Raw genomic sequence first — 16,795 nt, 5'->3', positions numbered from 1 at the left:
ACTCCTCGGGATGGCGCGCCGGGGGTGAGGCAAGACGGAACGGAGTATGCCTCAGGCGCCGGTACCGTCAAATCCTGCTCGGAGGATTGGGTAGAATTGCGTGCAAGGCGAGCAATGAGCTGACTGGTTGTTGTTCTTGTTTGCGGAACGCAGAATGCGAACGGCGTAGCCGCTCTGTCAACTGGTGGAATCGCGCATGCTGACTCGTTGCGGCAAACCGGCAACAGTAGACAATCGACAGTTTTTCAGGCGGTTCGCTTAGCGACGCGGCGGCGAATCACCAACAGTAGCGCAATGGCGCCGATGACGGCTGCCGGAATATCTCCAAGTTGCGCATAAACCGTCGGCGGCAGCGCGGTCGGCAGGCCGGCATCCAGCACGCCTTCGATACCGAGACCAAGGCGTGCGACGATTCGCCCCGAGGGATCGATGACGGCGGAAATGCCGGTGTTCGCTGCTCGAACCAACGGCAGCCCTTCTTCGATGGCACGCAGGCGGGCCTGCTGCAGATGCTGATAGGGACCGGTCGAAATTCCGAACCAGCCGTCGTTGGTCAGGTTGACGATCCAGCCGGGACGATCGTCGCGGGTTGCGACACTGCCGGGAAATGCCACTTCATAGCAGATCAGCGGTAGCGCGCGCGGCGCATTCGGTATCTCCATCGCGCGGCGGCGGGTGCCCGGAATGAATCCACCCTGCACTTTGGTGAGCTGCACGAAGCCGAGTTTTTCCATCCAGTCCTGGAACGGCAGATATTCGCCGAACGGCACCAGATGCAGTTTGTCGTAGACCGACAGCACGCTGCCGTCATGGTCGATGACATATATCGAGTTGTAGGCCCGCGTGACCCGGGCGCCGGGCGGCCCGTCGGGCGCGCGCACCGAGCCGGTGATCAGCACGGTGCCCTTCGGCAGCAGGTCGGCGATCTCAGCCATCGCATCCGCCTCGCGCGTCAGGAAAAACGGGAAGGCGGACTCCGGCCAGATCAGGATATTGGCGTCGCTGACACCGGTCGAATGCGGCCCGGAGGCGCGGTCGGACAGCGTCAGATATTTCTGCATCACGGCGGCTTTGGCGGAGTAGTTGAACTTGACGTCCTGCTGCAGGTTGGGCTGCATGATGCGCAGCTTGACCTTGGTGAGCACCGTCGGCTGCAGCGACAGCCGGACGGTGCCGTAGACGCCCATGGCGGCGAGCAGCAGCAGTGCCGCCACCGGCGCGATCCAGGGCTTTCGGCCGCGCGAACGGCCGTCGATCAGCACCGCCGGGCTGGCGAAGATCGCCACCGTCAGGAACGTCATCCCCCACAGCCCGATCAGCGACGCGGTCTGCGCCAGCGCCAGCGGCTCCGACAGCGCGTAGCCGAACGCGTTCCACGGAAATCCGCTCAGCAGATGGCCGCGCAGCCATTCGCTGATCGTGAGGCCGATCGCGAGCGCCAGCAGCCGTGCGGCGTCACGGGTCCACAGCAGCCGCGCCAGCGCAAAACCCAGCGCGGTGAACAGCGCCAGATAGGCCGGCAGGCCGAGCGCCGCGAACGGGATCAGCCAGGCGAAGGTCGAGGCATCGACCAGGAAGGCGTTGCCGATCCAGTACAGGCCGGGCACGAAATAGCCGAGCCCGAACCAGAAGCCCGACATCGCGGCCGCCGGCACGCCGCGCCATTTTCCGGCCGCGGCGCCGTCGATCAGCCAGACCGCGATCGGAAAGCTCACGAACAGCACCGGCCATGCATTGAACGGCGCCATCGCCAGCGCCGACAGCGCGCCGGCGAACAGTGCGAGGCCTGCGCGTTTCCATCCCCAGGCGAGGATGATCGCAAGCCCGGCGATGCGGAGTTTGCTGGTCGAGATCACTGCGAGCCGGCTCCATCGCCGGGCGCCGGCGGCGTACTTTCATTTGTCGGCGGCGCATTGTCGTTTGCCTGCGGCGCGTTGTCATGGGCCTGCGGCGCGTCATGGGCCTGCGGCGTATTGGCGTCGGGGGCGTGCTCGCGGCGGCGACTTTCGCGCGGGGTGCGGGCGGCGGGACGCTCCTTGCGCACGGCAATGCGCAGCCGCTTGACCCGCCGCGGATCGGCGTCGAGCACCTCGATCTCGAAATTGCCCGGGCCCGAGATGACCTCGCCGCGTACCGGCAAGCGGCCGACCTGCGACACCAGATAGCCGCCCAGCGTCGCGACTTCGTCGCTGGCCTCGCCGGTGACGAAATCCTCGCCGATCACCTTGCGGGCGTCCTCGAGGCTGGCGCGGGCATCGGCGATGAAGGAGCCATCCTCCCTCCGTACGATGTCCGGCGGTTCGTCGCTGTCATGTTCGTCGTCGATTTCGCCGACGATCTGTTCGACGATGTCCTCGATCGACACCAGTCCGTCGGTGCCGCCATATTCGTCGACCACCAGAGCGAGATGGATGCGCGAGGCCTGCATCTGCGCCAACAGGTCGATCGCCCGCATCGACGGCGGCACATAGAGCAGCTTGCGGATGATGTTGGCCTCGCTGAGCGGCAGCGCGAGATCGACCGCGCGCAGGTCAAGGCCGGCCGGAAGCGGCTTCTTTCGCTTGGCCTTGCTGGCGACGCCGAAGCGCGCCTTCGCGGTCATGAACGCCAGGAGATCGCGGATGTGAACGATGCCTTCGGGATCGTCGAGGGTTTCATTGTAGACCACCAGGCGCGAATGCGCCGCGCTCTCGAACAGGCTCATCAACTCGCCGAGCGGGATGTCGCGCTTAACGGCGACGATGTCGGCGCGATGGATCATCACGTCGGCGATCCGCCGCTCGTGCAGGCCGAGGATATTGCGCAGCATGGTGCGCTCGATGGCGGAAAAGCCGACATCGTCCGGGGTCGAGGTGTCGAGCACGACCTGCAGGTCGTCGCGGACCGATCCCGGCTTCCAGCCGAACAGAGTGCGGATCGCGCGCAGCAGCCAGTTGTCGGCGGCCGGCCGCAGCACTTCGCCTTCCTGCACCACGGCCGGCAGATTGCGCAAGTTGCGCGTATTGTCGTGCGTGGGGTCGGAGTCCGGCATGTCAGTTCATCCGTTCCCGGTCCGCATAAGGATCGGGAATGCCGAGTTGTGCGAGGATTTCACGTTCGAGACTTTCCATCGCTTCGGCGTCGTCGTCATTCTCGTGATCGTATCCGATCAGGTGCAGGAAGCCGTGAACCGCTAGATGGCTGAGGTGATGATCGAACGGCTTCTGTTCCTCGTCGGCCTCCTTGCGCGTGGTCTCAAAGGCGATGGCGATATCGCCGAGCATGCGCGGCGCGTCGGAAGGCGCGCCGGCGGGGGCCTGCAGCGCCGGAAACGACAGCACGTTGGTGGGCTTGTCGATGCCGCGCCAGTTACTGTTGAGCGTGCGAATCCCGGAATCGTCGGTCAGCATGACTGCGAGCTCGGCCTCGCCGACATCGGCGTCGGCGAATTCGGCCGCGGCCTCGATGGCGCGATGGATCACCGCCTCGGCGTCGGGCTCGGTCTGCCAGCAATCGGCGACGACGAGAACTTCAGTGAGCGGAAGGGCGGACGACACGAGCGTTCCAGACAATTGCGTAGTTGGGTTTTGCATTCCAGCGTTCAAGGTGCGGCCCGGAACCACCTGAGGCAGGTCCGGGAGCGAAGATGGTTCGATCAAGATCGGCCGGTTGCCGGCTTTTGCGGCAATCCCTCGTAGGCGGCGACAATTCGCGCCACCAGTTCATGGCGGATGACGTCCTCGGCCGTGAATTTCACCTGCGAGATGCCCTCGACGCCGTCGAGCAATCTGGCGGCCTCGGCCAATCCCGAGGTCTGGCCGGGCGGCAGGTCGACCTGCGAGGGATCGCCGGTGATGATCATGCGGCTGTTCTCGCCGAGCCGGGTCAAAAACATCTTCATCTGCATCGACGTGGTGTTCTGCGCCTCGTCGAGGATGATGGCGGCATTGGTCAGCGTGCGGCCGCGCATGAAGGCGAGCGGCGCGATCTCGATTTCGCCGGCCTGCAGCGCCCGCTCCACGATCCGTGAATCCATCAGGTCGTACAGCGCGTCATAGATCGGTCGAAGATAGGGATCGACCTTTTCTCTGAGGTCGCCGGGCAGGAAGCCGAGCCGCTCGCCGGCCTCGACCGCGGGCCGCGACAGGATGATTTTGTCGACTTCCTTGCGTTCGAACAGTTGGGCGGCGTGCGCCACCGCAAGCCAGGTCTTGCCGGTGCCGGCCGGGCCGACGCCGAATACCAGCTCGTGGCGCTTCAGCGCGCGGATGTAGGAATCCTGCGCGGCGGTGCGCGCGCGCACCGGGCGCTTGCGCAGGTTGATGGTCTCGAACTGGCTCTTGGCGGTCTTGGCGTCGAATTCGAACAACGAACCCTGCGCGATCACCGCACGGATGGCGCCTTCGACGTCGCCCTGCGCCAGATCCTGGCCCTTTGTGGCCTGCCCGTAGAGCGTCTCCAGCACGCGCCGCGCGGCGTCGCAGCCGTCGCGCGATCCGGCGATGGTGATGTGGTTGCCGCGGGAATCGACCACGACGCCGAGCCGGCGTTCGACCAGCGCGAGATTCTGTCCGTAGGGACCGACCAGGGCGGAAGCGGCGCGATTGTCGTCGAGGTCGATGACGACCTGGGTTTCGGGCGGGTTTTGCATGTCGCGGTCAAATTTGCGGCTGGGAGCGAGCGAAGGTGAATCCGATGCGCTTTTTGGCAAGGGTTCAGGCTCCCCGAGTTAATTGAAAGGAATCGGCCATTGGCGAAAGTGGAGATGATGACGGCGGCGCGGAAGGGCCGGCGAGTTCGCCGAGCAGGCTGTAGCGCTCCAGGCTTGCGATCTTCACCGGCAGCACCTGTCCGATGATGTCGGACGAGGCAAACACATGCGCGGGCTGCAGGTAAGCGGTGCGGCCGACGATCTGGCCGGGATTGCGCGCCGCGCGCTCGAACAGCACATCGACGGTGTTGCCAATCATGGCCCGGTTGAAGGCCGATTGCTGACTGTCGATCAATTCCTGGAGCCGCACCAATCGCTCGTCCATCTCTGCCGCTGACACCGTCTCCCGCATGTCCGCCGCCGGCGTGCCGGGCCGTGGCGAATATTTGAACGAATAAGCGCCAGCGTATCCGATTTGCATGACAAGCGCGAGGGTCGCGGCAAATTCTTCTTCGCTTTCGCCGGGGAAGCCCACGATAAAATCCGATGAAAACGCAATATCTTGGCGGGCGTCGCGAAAACGGTCGATGACGCGGCGATAATCATCGGCGGTATGCTTGCGGTTCATGGCGGCCAGGATCCGGTCGGAACCGGATTGTACCGGCAGGTGCACGAACGGCATCAGGGCTGCGAGATCGCGATGCGCCGCGATCAGCGAATCATCGACGTCGCGGGGATGGCTGGTGGAATAGCGCAGGCGTACGATGCCATCGATTTCGGCAAGCTTATGCAACAGCCGGCCGAGCGGCCAGGTTCGCCCGTCGGGGCCTTCGCCGTGATAGGCGTTGACGTTCTGCCCGATCAGCGTGATTTCGCGCACGCCGTTGTCGGCGAGCCGTATTACGTCGTCGATGATCTTCGTCACCGGGCGCGAAACTTCCGCGCCGCGCGTATAAGGCACCACGCAGAAGGTGCAGAACTTGTCGCAGCCTTCCTGCACGGTCACGAACGATGAGATGCCGCGGGCGCGGATCGCCGCGGGCTTTGGCGCAGGAAGGAAGCCGAACTTGTCCTCGACCGGAAATTCGGTTTCCAGCGCGCGGCCATGACTTTCGGCGCGCGCCAATAGCTGCGGCAGATGATGATAGCTCTGCGGGCCGACCACGACGTCGACGGCGGGCGCGCGACGGATGATCTCCTCGCCTTCGGCCTGCGCGACGCAGCCGGCCACCGCAATGCGCATCTCGCGACCCTGGCGCGCGGCCTCGTCCTTGGCGACCCGCAGCCGCCCGAGTTCGGAGTAGACCTTCTCGGAAGCCTTCTCGCGGATATGGCAGGTGTTGAGGATCACCAGATCGGCATCCTCAGCCGACGCGGTCTCGACAAAGCCTTCCGGGGCCAGCGTGTCCACCATGCGCTGTGCATCGTAGACGTTCATCTGGCAGCCATATGACTTGATATGCAGCTTGCGCGGCGGCTTCATGGAACCTGGATAATGGGCTGGAAGGGCGCCAATGCGGCGTCAGGGGTCAAATATAGGCTAAAGGGGCGGAAATCCAGCGGATAAGGCCGTCATTCCGGGGCGATGCGCCAGCGTCGAACCCGGAATCTCGAGATTCCCCGGGGGTGCAATTGCACTCCTGAGGTTCGATGCTGACGCATCGCCCCGGAATGACACTCAATTCGCGACGACCGTCGCCCCCATCTTGGCGATCAACCCGGGCAATTGCCGCATATCGTCGAAGATCACCGCGGCGCCGGCGGCGCGCAGCACGTCGGCGGTGTCTGGCCGGCAATGGCTGCCGCCATGAAAACCGAACACGGTCATCCCGGCAGCACAGCCCGCAACAACGCCAGCCACGCTGTCCTCGATCACGAGGCATCGGGCGGGGGACGCCTGCATTTGTTCGGCGGCGAACAGGAAGAGGTCCGGGGCCGGCTTGCCGTTGCTTACCTGCACGGCGGAGAAAATGTGGGGCGCGAACCGGTCGTACAGTCCGACGTGATTGAGGCTGGTGCTGATCTTCTCGGGCGGGCCACTTGAGGCGACGCACACGGGGACCGCAATCGCGGCGAGCGCCGCGTCGATGTGGGGTGTGGCTTGCAGCGAGGCCGCGAACAATCGGAAAATCTCGGCGTACACCTGGGTATGGAAATCATCCGGCAGGCGGCGGCCGATTTCGGCTTCAATTTCGAGCGTGGCCTTCCGCATCGACTGCCCGAGGAAACGGTCGAACACCTGTTCCGGTGTGATCGGATAGCCGTGACGTGTCAGGGTCTCGGCATGCGCGCGGCAGGAAATCACTTCGCTGTCGACCAGCACGCCGTCGCAGTCGAAAATGACGAGATCGATGTTCGCGTTCAAGATTTTATTTTGACGCGTTTTCTTCACGCGAACCAGTTCCCACTTCGCTTGAAAACGCTATCGAGGCACACGCTCAGCTTTTGTCGTCGTCGAGCGGGACGCAATAGAGCTCCAGCCGGTGGTCGACCAGCTTGTAGCCGAGCTTGCGGGCGATCTCGGCCTGCAGTTTCTCGATTTCCTCGGAGGTGAATTCGATCACCTTGCCGTCGCGCAGGTTGATCAGGTGATCGTGGTGGCTCTCCGGCATCTGCTCGTAGCGCGCGCGGCCCTCGCGGAAATCGTGCCGCTCGATAATCCCGGCATCTTCGAACAGCTTGACGGTGCGGTACACGGTCGAGATCGAGATCTTGTCGTCGACCGCGGCGCACCGCCGGTAGAGTTCCTCGACGTCGGGATGGTCGACGGAATCCGCGAGCACGCGCGCGATGACGCGGCGCTGCTCGGTCATGCGCATGCCGGTGGCGGCGCAACGCGCCTCGATGCCGGTATTATTCTTGTGCGCTGGCGGGGATTTAAGGACGGGCATGATCTCGGGCCTTGGAGAGCAGGTCGCGGCGTTGTGCCACCGCGGGCATATTACGACAAGTCGCGCCGCATCAGAAGTGCATTCAATTGCTCCCCGCCGGGCTGCTGATAATAGCGTTCCCGGCGTCCAACGACGCCGAATCCGGCCCATTCATACAGTCGTCGCGCCGGCTGGTTATTTTCCTCGACTTCGAGAAATATCGTGCGCACGCCGCGGCCGGCGAGATGGCCCAAATGAATCATCAGAAGATTGCGCGACAGGCCGCGGCCGCGCTCCTTCGCGTCGATCGCGATCGACAATATCTCGGCTTCGTCGGCCGCGATGCGCGATACCGCAAAGCCGATGATGTTGCGTCCCTGTCTCAGCCGATCGACCAGCGTATTGCGCTCGGTCAGCATGGTTTCGAATTCGCCTTCGCCCCAGCCGCGATGAAACGACGCGCCATGCAGTTGCGCCAGCCGCGCGGCGTCGCGCGCGCCGGCCGGTTCGACCAACGCGGTGCCCCCGCCCCGCCATCTCACGAACCAGGATTGAAGCAGGCCTGCCATCAGGATGCCGGTGGCGCAGGGTTGAGCAGCGGATCCTTTGGCGGCTTGGCGTCGGGCGCGCGCAGGTAATAGGGGCGGGCCGGCGCGGTCTCGGGACTGACGGCGGCGCCGAGCCATGCCACCCAGCCGATGTCGGGCGCCGGAAGCAGATCGACCTGGAACGGCGGCGGCGCGTCCTTCGGCCAGCGGTCGGCGAGAATCTGCGCGGCATTGCCGACCAGATGCGGTGCGCCGAAGCGCGACGCCTCGAGCGCCTCTGATATCGGCGCCACTTTCGGCTTGATCAGCGAACCGCCGTCGCCGCTCACCACCTGGAAATACACGTGGTCGTGCCGTGCATCGATCGCGGAGATGATCGGATGCTCGCCATTCTCGCTGACGACGGGCGCGGCGTAGGCCGTCAGCGTCGTCAATCCGACCACCGGCTTGTTGGCCGCGAGGGCAATGCCGCGTGCGGCGGAGAGGCCGACGCGCAATCCGGTAAAGCTGCCGGGACCGGTCGTCGCCGCGATGCGATCCAGCGCATCGAATGCCACACCGGAGGCTTTCATCACGCGCGCGATCAGCGGCATCAGGGCTTCAGCATGGCCGCGCTTCATTGGCAGCGACTCGTGCGCGAGAATCCTGTTCGCATCGGTGTCGAGCACGGCCGCGGCGCAGGCATCAAGCGCGGTATCGATGGCGAGGATCAGCATCGCCTTCACCTATCGCGTTTTCACGCGGCGTGGAACCGGCGCAACCGTTTTTCCGGAGGTTAGCGGTATCTCGCAACCTCTTTTGGCATAAGTATTTGATATTGTTCATTAATTATTAGAGGCAGATCCAATCCATCAGCGGCATCAGGCAGCGCCCTGCCGCCGAAGCCGCCAGCATCGGTCGGGCGCGTAGGCTCAGGAGTCATTCCGGGGCGTCGCGAAGCGACGAACTATGATGTGCAATTGCACATCTGAGAATCTCGAGATTCCGGGTCCGATGCAAACGCATCGCCCCGGAATGACGCGTGTCGTCACACCGGCCGGACTTCAACCACGTCAGGCACGAAATGCCTCAGCAGGTTCTGGATACCGTGCTGCAGGGTGGCCGTCGATGACGGGCAGCCGGCGCAGGAACCCTTCATGTTGAGATAGACGATCCCGTCCTTGAAGCCGCGGAAGGTGATGTCGCCGCCGTCATTGGCGACCGCGGGGCGCACGCGGGTCTCGATCAGGTCCTTGATGGTCTCGACCGTCTCGGCGTCGGCCTCGTCGTAGAACTCGTCTTCCTGGTCGAGCGCTTCGTCGTTGCCGACCGTGCCGTCCGCCAGCAGCGGCGCACCGGACATATAGTGTTCCATGATGGCGCCAAGGATCGCGGGCTTCAGGTGCTGCCAGTCGCTGTCGTCCTTGGTCACGGTGACGAAATCGGATCCGTAAAACACGCTGGTGACGCCTGACACGGCGAACAGTCTTTCGGCGAGCGGCGAGCGTGCGGCGGCTTCACGGTTGGCGAATTCCATCGTGCCGGTGTCGAGCACGGCGCGGCCCGGAATGAATTTCAGGGTGGCGGGATTGGGGGTCGCTTCGGTCTGGATGAACATTGGCTTTCTCCGGCGTCGCCGGTTCAAGGCCGGCGCGTGGTGTCCCTGTAGCAGATGGCGACGGCCAACGCACGGTCAAGGGGCGCAGGACAGCCGTCACAGGCCTGCATTTGTCGGGTTCGGACGCGGAAAACGCCTCAAACTAGCGGCATATTACGAAAGCGCGTCGATATCCGCGTCGCTGAGATTGCCGGATACAATGGTGACCGGGATCGGAAAGGAACCGGCCGCCTCGGCCATCTGGGTGACCAGCGGGCCGGGGCCCTCGGCGCCGGGATTGGCCGCCAGCACCAGCATCGTAATGTCGACGTCCTTGTCGATCACGTCGAGGATCTGTTCGGTTGGATCGCCCTCGCGAATCACCCGTTCCGGCGTGATCGCGGCAATGCCATTGGCGCGGCCGGCGGCGCGGTCGAGCGCTTCATTGGCGGCATCCTCGGCCTCGGCGCGCATCAGGTCGGCCACGCCCAGCCACTGCTGGTTCTGGTCCTCGATTTCGATGACGCGCAGCATCACCACCCCGCCGCCGACCCGGATCGCCCAGCGGCTGGCGTAGTAGACCGCGCGGTCCCACTCCGCGGTGTCGTCAACGATAACAAGACATTTTGGCTGGTGGCCCGCCTCGTAGCTTCGTCGCTGGGTGGTCATGCATGTCCCGGTGCTGCGCCAAACCGACGCATGCTGCCACGGCGCAACCGCTTTCGACAAGCCAGCGTCGCAACTTTGCGATCGCCGCGTCGCAACTTTGCGATCGCAGCGTCGCGAATTCGCGATCGCGTCGTCGTCAATTGCCGCGTTGCGATCGGATTAGCGCCGGCGGATGAAGCCGACGATGTCCTTGGCCGCGTTCATGGTTTCCTGCGCGATCGCCTCTGCGCGCTCGGCGCCGTCGATCAGGATCGAATCGACATGGCCGGGATCGGCGACCAGCCGTTTCATCTCGGACGCGATCGGCGCGAGCTTTTCGACGCAAAGTTCCACCAGCGCGTTTTTGAAGCTGGAAAACTGTCCGCCGCCGAATTCCCCGAGCACGTCGGCCTTGCTGCGCCCGGACAGCGCCGCATAGATGCCGACGAGGTTATCGGCCTCGGGGCGGGCTTCCAGTCCCTTTTCTTCCGACGGCAACGGTTCCGGATCGGTCTTCGCCTTGCGGATCTTCGCCGCGATGGTGTCGGCGTCGTCGGTCAAATTGATCCGCGAATTATCCGACGCATCCGACTTCGACATCTTCTTGGTGCCGTCGCGCAGGCTCATCACCCGCGTCGCCGGTCCGGTGATCACGGGCTCCGGCAGCGGAAAGAACAGTCCGTCATTGAAGCCATGGCCGCGGATCGAGTCGCCGAAGTCGTTGTTGAACTTCTGCGCGATGTCGCGCGACAGCTCCAGATGCTGCTTCTGGTCCTCGCCGACCGGCACATGGGTGGCGCGATAGACCAGAATGTCGGCAGCCATCAGCACCGGATAGTCGTAAAGTCCGACCGACGCCGCCTCGCGATCCTTGCCGGCCTTGTCCTTGAACTGCGTCATGCGGTTGAGCCAGCCCATCCGCGCCACGCAATTGAAGATCCACGCCAGCTCGGCATGGCCGGAGACCTGGCTCTGGTTGAACACGATGTGCTTCTTCGGATCGATGCCGGAGGCAATGAAGGCCGCGGTCACTTCGCGGGTATTGCGCGCCAGTTCGGCCGGCCCGCCCCAGACATCCACGCCTTGCGTGATCGCATGCATGTCGACCACGCAATAGATGCAATTATGAGTCTGTTGCAGTTTGACGAAATTGACGATCGCGCCGAGGTAATTGCCGAGATGCAGATTGCCCGTCGGCTGGACGCCCGAAAAAACCCGTTCAACCATGGCCATGGTTAGCTTTCCAGAAGGTGTGCCGCTGTGGCGCGTCGTTTGCCACGCGAACCCTATTCGCGCAAGTCGCCGGGCCTGGTTCGCCGGAGCGCGCTAACCGCGTCGCGCCAGCCGGTGATGCCGAAAAGCCGCAGAAACAGGCCGTAAATCGCCATGCCGCCAACGATCAAGATCGCGAGAACGGCGGCCTGGGCGAGGCCATGCGCGGCGGCCGCCGGCGGCAGCACCAACCTCGCCATCAGCCACAGCAGAGCACCCATCGCCAGCGCCGCCGCGACCATGCGCGGCAGCCTCCGGCGCGCATCGGGATCGATCGAAAATCCGAACGTCTCGGCGCCCCTGCGGATCAAGGTCAATGCGGTGCTCCAGGCGCCCAGCGCGATGGCGGCAGCGATGCCGCCGACGCCGAAGAAGTGACCGAGCAGGACAGCCAAAGCGAGCGCGAGCGCGACGCCCTTGAGCGTCGCCAGCAACGGCGTCAGCGTGTCCTCGCGCGCGAAGAACGCCGGCGACAGCGCCTTGACCAGCACATGGGCGGGCAGCGCCAGCGCCAGCCGTGTCAGCGTCTGCGCGGTCGCTGTGGCATCCGCCGCGGTGAAGGCGCCGTGTTCGAACAACAGCCGCACCACAGGTTCGCTCAGCACCATCAAGCCGAGCATCGCCGGCAGAGCGAGCCCGACCGCGAGCTCGAGCCCGCGCGATTCCGTGTAAGCGACAGCCGCACGGTCGTCGCCGCGCACCGCGCGCGTCAATTCCGGAATCAGCACCGTGCCCATGGCAACACCGACGATGCCGAGCGGCAGTTCGATCAGCCGGTTGGCAAAATAAAGCCAGGAGACCGCCGACGGCGAGGTCGAGGCGATGATGACGCCTGCGATCATCAACAGCTGCGGCGCGCTGGAGGCGACCATGCCGGGGATCGCCTTGGCGAGAAAGCTGCGAATTTCCGCATCGAACGAAACGCGCAACGGCATGGCGATGGTGTTGCCACGGCGCAGGACCAGCATCGACAGCTGCAGCAGGCCGGCGATGCCGACGGTCGCGGCGATGATCTGCGCGGCATTCGTGGCATCCTGCTGCCGGAGCAGAAGCACCGCCATCACTGATATCAGCGCGATGTTGAACAACAGCGGCGAGAACGCCGTCAACGCGAAGCGGCCCTGCGCGTTCAGCAACGCCATCAGCACGGTCACCGGGCCGGCGAAAGCGAGATACGGCAGCATCAGGCGGGCATCGTCGACGGCGAGCTGCAAGGTCTCGCGGCCGAGGAATCCCGGCGCCAGCACGGTGAGGACGAACGGCATCAACAACGCGAGCAACGCGGTAGCGGCGATCAAGGCGGCCGTGATGGTGCCGAGCACACGGCCGGCGAAGGCCGCGGCGGCCACGGCGCCGCCGGATTCGCGGACGCGCAGCCAGGCCGGCACCAGCGCCGCGTTGAGGCCGCCTTCGGTCAACAGCCGTCTGGCGACGTTGACAAGTTGAAAGGCCGCCAGGAACGCGTCCGCGACCGGACCGGCGCCGAGCAGCGCCGCGATGATGGAATCGCGCGCGAACCCAAGCAGCCGCGAGGCCAGCGTTCCCGTCGATACCGTTAAGAAAGAGCGGATCATCCGGGTTCTATAGCAGCAGCTTTGCTTGCTGGCGCGGGGCCGATCTGGTAGGCCGCAGCCTTCTCCCGGCTTTCTTGCCCACATTGCCGTAAACAGGACGGATGATGACTGACGCAAAATACGACGTTCTCGGGATCGGCAATGCGATTTTCGACGTGCTGGTGCAGACCGACGAAGGATTTCTCGGCCGCCACGGCATGACCAAGGGCGGCATGGCGCTGATCGACGAGGCGCGCGCCGCCGCCATCTACAAGGACATGGGACCGGCGACCGAGATGTCCGGCGGGTCGGCCGCCAACACCATTGTCGGCATCGCCAGCCTCGGCGCCCGCACCGCCTATGTCGGCAAGGTCAAGGCCGACCAGATCGGCGGCCTTTATACCCACGACATCCGCGCCGCCGGCGTCGCGTTCGAGACCCAGGCGGCCTCCGGCGGTCCCGCCACCGGCTGCTCCTACATCCTGGTGACGCCGGACGGCGAGCGCACCATGAACACCTATCTCGGCGCGGCGCAGGAGCTGACGCCCGATGATATCGACGCGGCGCAGATCGCAGCGTCGCACATCGTCTATCTCGAAGGTTATCTCTGGGATCCCAAGAGCGCCAAGGATGCCTTCGTCAAGGCGGCTGGCATCGCGCACGGCGCCGGCCGACAGGTGGCGTTGACCTTGTCGGATTCGTTCTGCGTCGATCGCTATCGCGACGAGTTTCTCGATTTGATGCGCAAGGGCACCGTCGACCTGGTGTTCGCCAACGAGGCCGAATTGCATTCGCTGTACCAGACCTCGGATTTCGACACCGCGCTGAAGCAACTGCGCGCCGACACCAAGCTCGGCGTCGTCACCCGCAGCGAAAAGGGCTGCGTGGTGGCTTCAAAGGACGGCGTGGTCGCGGTGCCGGCGTCCCCGATTCAAAAGCTGGTCGACACCACCGGCGCCGGCGACCTGTTCGCCGCCGGATTCCTGTTCGGCCTGGTCCGCAACGCCGGCCATGAAAACGCCGGGCGGCTCGGCGCACTGGCGGCCGCCGAAGTCATCCAGCACATCGGCGCGCGGCCGCAGGCGTCGCTGAAGGAATTGGCGCAGCAGGCTGGACTGCCGGTGTGAGGCATTGTCCCTAACCGGCACGTAGCATAAAGAACTTTTGCGACTCGAAGAATATAACGGCGATTACTTCGGCGCCTAGTTCCCGATACCGGCCCAAATCGCGGTAGCCGCGAGCCAAGCGGTAAGGGAACTTGGGGATAGGGAAGCGGGCCGCTCGAACCGGAGAGTCCTCAACAAAATATTGCGATAATCTCTCCGCAACTAGCTGGGGTATTTCCCGCCAACGAGTCAGCATGCGTGCTTGGTTCTTAGGGAGGCAAAGCGACCTCAGCGATAAGACGCGAATGGCGTGTGGCTTGAGTCGCCGTGACCAGCGCTCGGGGGGAAATTGGCAAAGCTCAGACTACTGTATGCCGACGAGGAGGCGCAGCACCACGTGCTGTTTCTGCATGGGCTCGGCGGGGGACCGGGGACGTGGATGTCTTCCGGATGCTCGGCGGAGCTTTGGCCAGTCTGGTTACATGATGACCTGCCTCATGTGTCAATCTGGGCAGTTGAGTATCCCGCGGCACGTACTCTTTGGAGCGGTTGGTCGATGCCCATCGTCGATCGAGCGGAAAACATTCTTGCGTTGCTCAAAGCTGAGCCACGACTCAGAACCGGTGAAATCTCATTTATCGGCTACAGTTTTGGCGGGCTGGTCGCAAAGCAAATTCTGCGAGTTGCTCAAACCAAAGGCCCGCAAGACCAAGCTGTTGCTAGCTTGTCGCAAAGGGTGCGTCGTGTAGGATTTTTGGCCAAGCGAGCGGAAACGCAGTAATTGATGCTGAGGTCGAGAAGCGACTCTGGGAGTTACGCAAAGGACGTTTTTTTTCTGGATATAGGCTTATTGTGGGCGCACGCCAACTTTACGAAGCGCTAACCTCCGGCGAATTGGTGAACGCGTCGACCAGGGTCAAAATGATTGCGCTCGCTTGGTGCGGGCGGTTTTCCGAAATTGAGTCTGAAAATGGCCTTTATGAGGTTGCGATCGACGCCGCCCTTCGCTTGGGCGATTGTGATGAAATCAGGATCGCCAAGGCATTTAGGACGTCTCGAAATGACAAGTCGGCAGCGCTGTCGGACCTTCAAGGCATAGGAACTCCTGCAAGTCGATCTGCTAGTTTCATCATCATAAGTCGCGCCGGGGCACCTAATGTAGCGCTGACATGGTTCCGGCAGGCCGGACTCGACATTTCAAGTCTTGATCCGGATGGAAAATTCTATCTGATACAAAAGTGTTTTGAGGCCGACTGCTGGGACGACGCATTCAACTTTGCGAAGCTTCTGGATGACAGCGACTTCGATCAAGCGCCCGTACTTTTGCACGTCGCGGCGAATGCGCGGCTGGCCAAGGTTATCCCAGGCGAGCTGAAAGCTATGGTGCTTCAACAGATCCCGCTTGAGTCTCTCTTTCCGCTTGCGGACGATGCGGATTCAATGGAGCAGCGCAGATCTGCTCAGACGCTTTATGAACGTGTAATACCTGTCGCTTCTGCGCTTGGCTGTGAGCAAGTGGCGCAGTTAACGAGCGATCGTGTTCTTTGGCTGAAATTGCGCGACCCTATCCGCCATTTTGGCGGCGGCTCGCGTCAATTGCGCAGGCTTCGTTGATCGAGTGCCATCTCGCACAAGTTCCGCTTGAGATCGCAGAATTCTCGGATTCCGCGCGCCGGCGCGCCGGGGTCAATTTCTATATGCAGACTCTTGTTGATCTTCGACGTGAACCGAGATGGCTTCCGGACGCCGTCGACGTAAACCAGTTGAAGGCAGAGTTTTTGGGACGCATTTCTGCAGCGGCAAAGGCTAACGAGCAAAAGATACGGTCGAACGAACTCCGTGCTCTTGTCCTTGGCGACGGAGCATATGGAATTCAAAAGCTGTTGACCTTTCCATATTACTGCTTTCCGGGTCCATTAGAAGGAGCAGTGGAATCTCTGATGGAAATACCAGAGGAGTTCAAGCGTGCGGTTGAGGCAGACCTCTCCGCCGAAATTCTGAAAGTCAATTCGTTCGCCGGTCTAGTTAACTCTGTATTGGTATTTCGAATCGGGCCTGAACTCGTATCGTTGACAACGAAAGCGTTGCAACGTGTCAAGTACCAGTTGCGGCAAGGCGATAGTCCGCAAGATCAAACCATTGCATTGCTAGCCGGGCTTGCTACCGTCGCGAGTGTGACGCGCAGCGCCGACCTGGCGGATCAAGTTCGGAATCTTGCACGCGTTCTGAGACGACGTAGCGACGTTGCAATCAGCGTCCAAGACATATTCCGAATTTGTATGGTCGCTGCTGCCTCTCATGAGGAACTCGGAGCGTGGTGCAGGTTTGTCGGTGATTGGCTCACGGAAATTGCTTTCGAGTCGCTCGAAAAAAAATCAGCTGAGAGGTTAATATGGGATATCGAGATGATTTGCCAAATACAGCCAAGCCTCTGGCGCACTTGTGGGAAGGCCTATGCAGCATGTAAGGCTGTCTCCGAACAGTAGGCTGAAATTAGTGCCCTGCCGCCGCCATATTTGGGCCGCGGGGCCTTTGACCCAAGAGTGTTCTGAAAAGAAAAAGACTTGCATAGACTGCTTGCGTCACGAGCGC

17 protein-coding genes are annotated in these 16,795 nt (G+C 63.0%); 4 read left to right on the top strand and 13 right to left on the bottom strand.

Going from position 1 to position 16,795, the window contains the following annotated elements; genetic code table 11:
* Positions 1 to 245: 245 nt before the first annotated feature.
* From lnt to murJ, 13 genes are all read right to left on the bottom strand, one after another.
* The gene (gene lnt / locus FFI89_RS00215; protein WP_138831868.1) at positions 246 to 1,856 is read right to left on the bottom strand and encodes an apolipoprotein N-acyltransferase; all 1,611 of its coding nucleotides are present in this window, start codon (positions 1,854 to 1,856) and stop codon (positions 246 to 248) included.
* Entirely contained in the window at positions 1,853 to 3,031 is a 1,179-nt protein-coding gene (locus FFI89_RS00210; RefSeq protein ID WP_138831867.1) for a hemolysin family protein, read from the bottom strand. Before FFI89_RS00210 ends, lnt begins: the two co-directional genes overlap by 4 nt.
* Position 3,032: 1 nt before the next feature.
* Positions 3,033 to 3,536 (bottom strand): rRNA maturation RNase YbeY, encoded by a 504-nt coding sequence (ybeY, locus tag FFI89_RS00205; RefSeq protein ID WP_371722313.1) that lies wholly within the window; start codon positions 3,534 to 3,536, stop codon positions 3,033 to 3,035.
* Positions 3,537 to 3,634: 98 nt separating this feature from the next.
* A complete protein-coding gene (locus tag FFI89_RS00200) occupies positions 3,635 to 4,690 on the bottom strand; it encodes a PhoH family protein (protein ID WP_210249057.1) in 1,056 nt (351 codons plus the stop codon).
* Positions 4,691 to 4,694: 4 nt separating this feature from the next.
* Entirely contained in the window at positions 4,695 to 6,113 is a 1,419-nt protein-coding gene (gene miaB, locus FFI89_RS00195; protein ID WP_138831864.1) for a tRNA (N6-isopentenyl adenosine(37)-C2)-methylthiotransferase MiaB, read from the bottom strand.
* A gap of 195 nt (positions 6,114 to 6,308) precedes the next feature.
* Positions 6,309 to 7,022 (bottom strand): HAD family hydrolase, encoded by a 714-nt coding sequence (locus tag FFI89_RS00190; RefSeq protein ID WP_246669342.1) that lies wholly within the window; start codon positions 7,020 to 7,022, stop codon positions 6,309 to 6,311.
* Positions 7,023 to 7,068: 46 nt separating this feature from the next.
* Positions 7,069 to 7,521: a Fur family transcriptional regulator gene (locus tag FFI89_RS00185; RefSeq protein WP_138831863.1), complete on the bottom strand. Its 453-nt coding sequence runs from the start codon at positions 7,519 to 7,521 to the stop codon at positions 7,069 to 7,071.
* Between the two features lie 50 nt (positions 7,522 to 7,571).
* Positions 7,572 to 8,069 carry a ribosomal protein S18-alanine N-acetyltransferase gene (gene rimI, locus FFI89_RS00180; RefSeq protein ID WP_138831862.1) on the bottom strand — a complete coding sequence of 166 codons (498 nt, stop codon included), beginning with the start codon at positions 8,067 to 8,069 and terminating at the stop codon, positions 7,572 to 7,574.
* Positions 8,069 to 8,764 carry a tRNA (adenosine(37)-N6)-threonylcarbamoyltransferase complex dimerization subunit type 1 TsaB gene (gene tsaB, locus FFI89_RS00175; protein WP_138831861.1) on the bottom strand — a complete coding sequence of 232 codons (696 nt, stop codon included), beginning with the start codon at positions 8,762 to 8,764 and terminating at the stop codon, positions 8,069 to 8,071. The genes rimI and tsaB overlap by 1 nt, the downstream gene beginning before the upstream one ends.
* Before the next feature lie 311 nt (positions 8,765 to 9,075).
* Positions 9,076 to 9,645 carry a NifU family protein gene (locus FFI89_RS00170; protein ID WP_138831860.1) on the bottom strand — a complete coding sequence of 190 codons (570 nt, stop codon included), beginning with the start codon at positions 9,643 to 9,645 and terminating at the stop codon, positions 9,076 to 9,078.
* A 153-nt stretch (positions 9,646 to 9,798) separates the two neighbouring features.
* A complete protein-coding gene (locus FFI89_RS00165) occupies positions 9,799 to 10,293 on the bottom strand; it encodes a universal stress protein (protein WP_138831859.1) in 495 nt (164 codons plus the stop codon).
* A gap of 159 nt (positions 10,294 to 10,452) precedes the next feature.
* Complete coding sequence (gene trpS / locus FFI89_RS00160; protein WP_138831858.1) at positions 10,453 to 11,505, bottom strand: tryptophan--tRNA ligase; 1,053 nt, start codon at positions 11,503 to 11,505, stop codon at positions 10,453 to 10,455.
* Between the two features lie 53 nt (positions 11,506 to 11,558).
* On the bottom strand, positions 11,559 to 13,118 hold the full coding sequence (gene murJ / locus FFI89_RS00155; RefSeq protein ID WP_138831857.1) for a murein biosynthesis integral membrane protein MurJ: 1,560 nt from the start codon (positions 13,116 to 13,118) through the stop codon (positions 11,559 to 11,561).
* A gap of 104 nt (positions 13,119 to 13,222) precedes the next feature.
* Between murJ and FFI89_RS00150 the strand changes: the two genes are divergently transcribed.
* The 4 genes from FFI89_RS00150 (at position 13,223) to FFI89_RS00135 (ending at position 16,689) form a co-directional block, all read left to right on the top strand.
* On the top strand, positions 13,223 to 14,224 hold the full coding sequence (locus FFI89_RS00150; protein ID WP_138831856.1) for an adenosine kinase: 1,002 nt from the start codon (positions 13,223 to 13,225) through the stop codon (positions 14,222 to 14,224).
* A 418-nt stretch (positions 14,225 to 14,642) separates the two neighbouring features.
* Entirely contained in the window at positions 14,643 to 14,984 is a 342-nt protein-coding gene (locus FFI89_RS00145; protein WP_246669568.1) for a hypothetical protein, read from the top strand.
* Positions 14,985 to 15,055: 71 nt separating this feature from the next.
* Positions 15,056 to 15,817: a hypothetical protein gene (locus tag FFI89_RS00140; RefSeq protein WP_138831854.1), complete on the top strand. Its 762-nt coding sequence runs from the start codon at positions 15,056 to 15,058 to the stop codon at positions 15,815 to 15,817.
* On the top strand, positions 15,748 to 16,689 hold the full coding sequence (locus tag FFI89_RS00135; protein ID WP_168212730.1) for a hypothetical protein: 942 nt from the start codon (positions 15,748 to 15,750) through the stop codon (positions 16,687 to 16,689). Before FFI89_RS00140 ends, FFI89_RS00135 begins: the two co-directional genes overlap by 70 nt.
* Positions 16,690 to 16,795: the final 106 nt, after the last annotated feature.

Source organism: Bradyrhizobium sp. KBS0727, assembly GCF_005937885.2.
GTDB lineage: Bacteria > Pseudomonadota > Alphaproteobacteria > Rhizobiales > Xanthobacteraceae > Bradyrhizobium.
The sequence above is the reverse complement of the archived record's forward strand: the minus strand, read 5'-3'. Positions and strand labels throughout refer to the sequence as shown.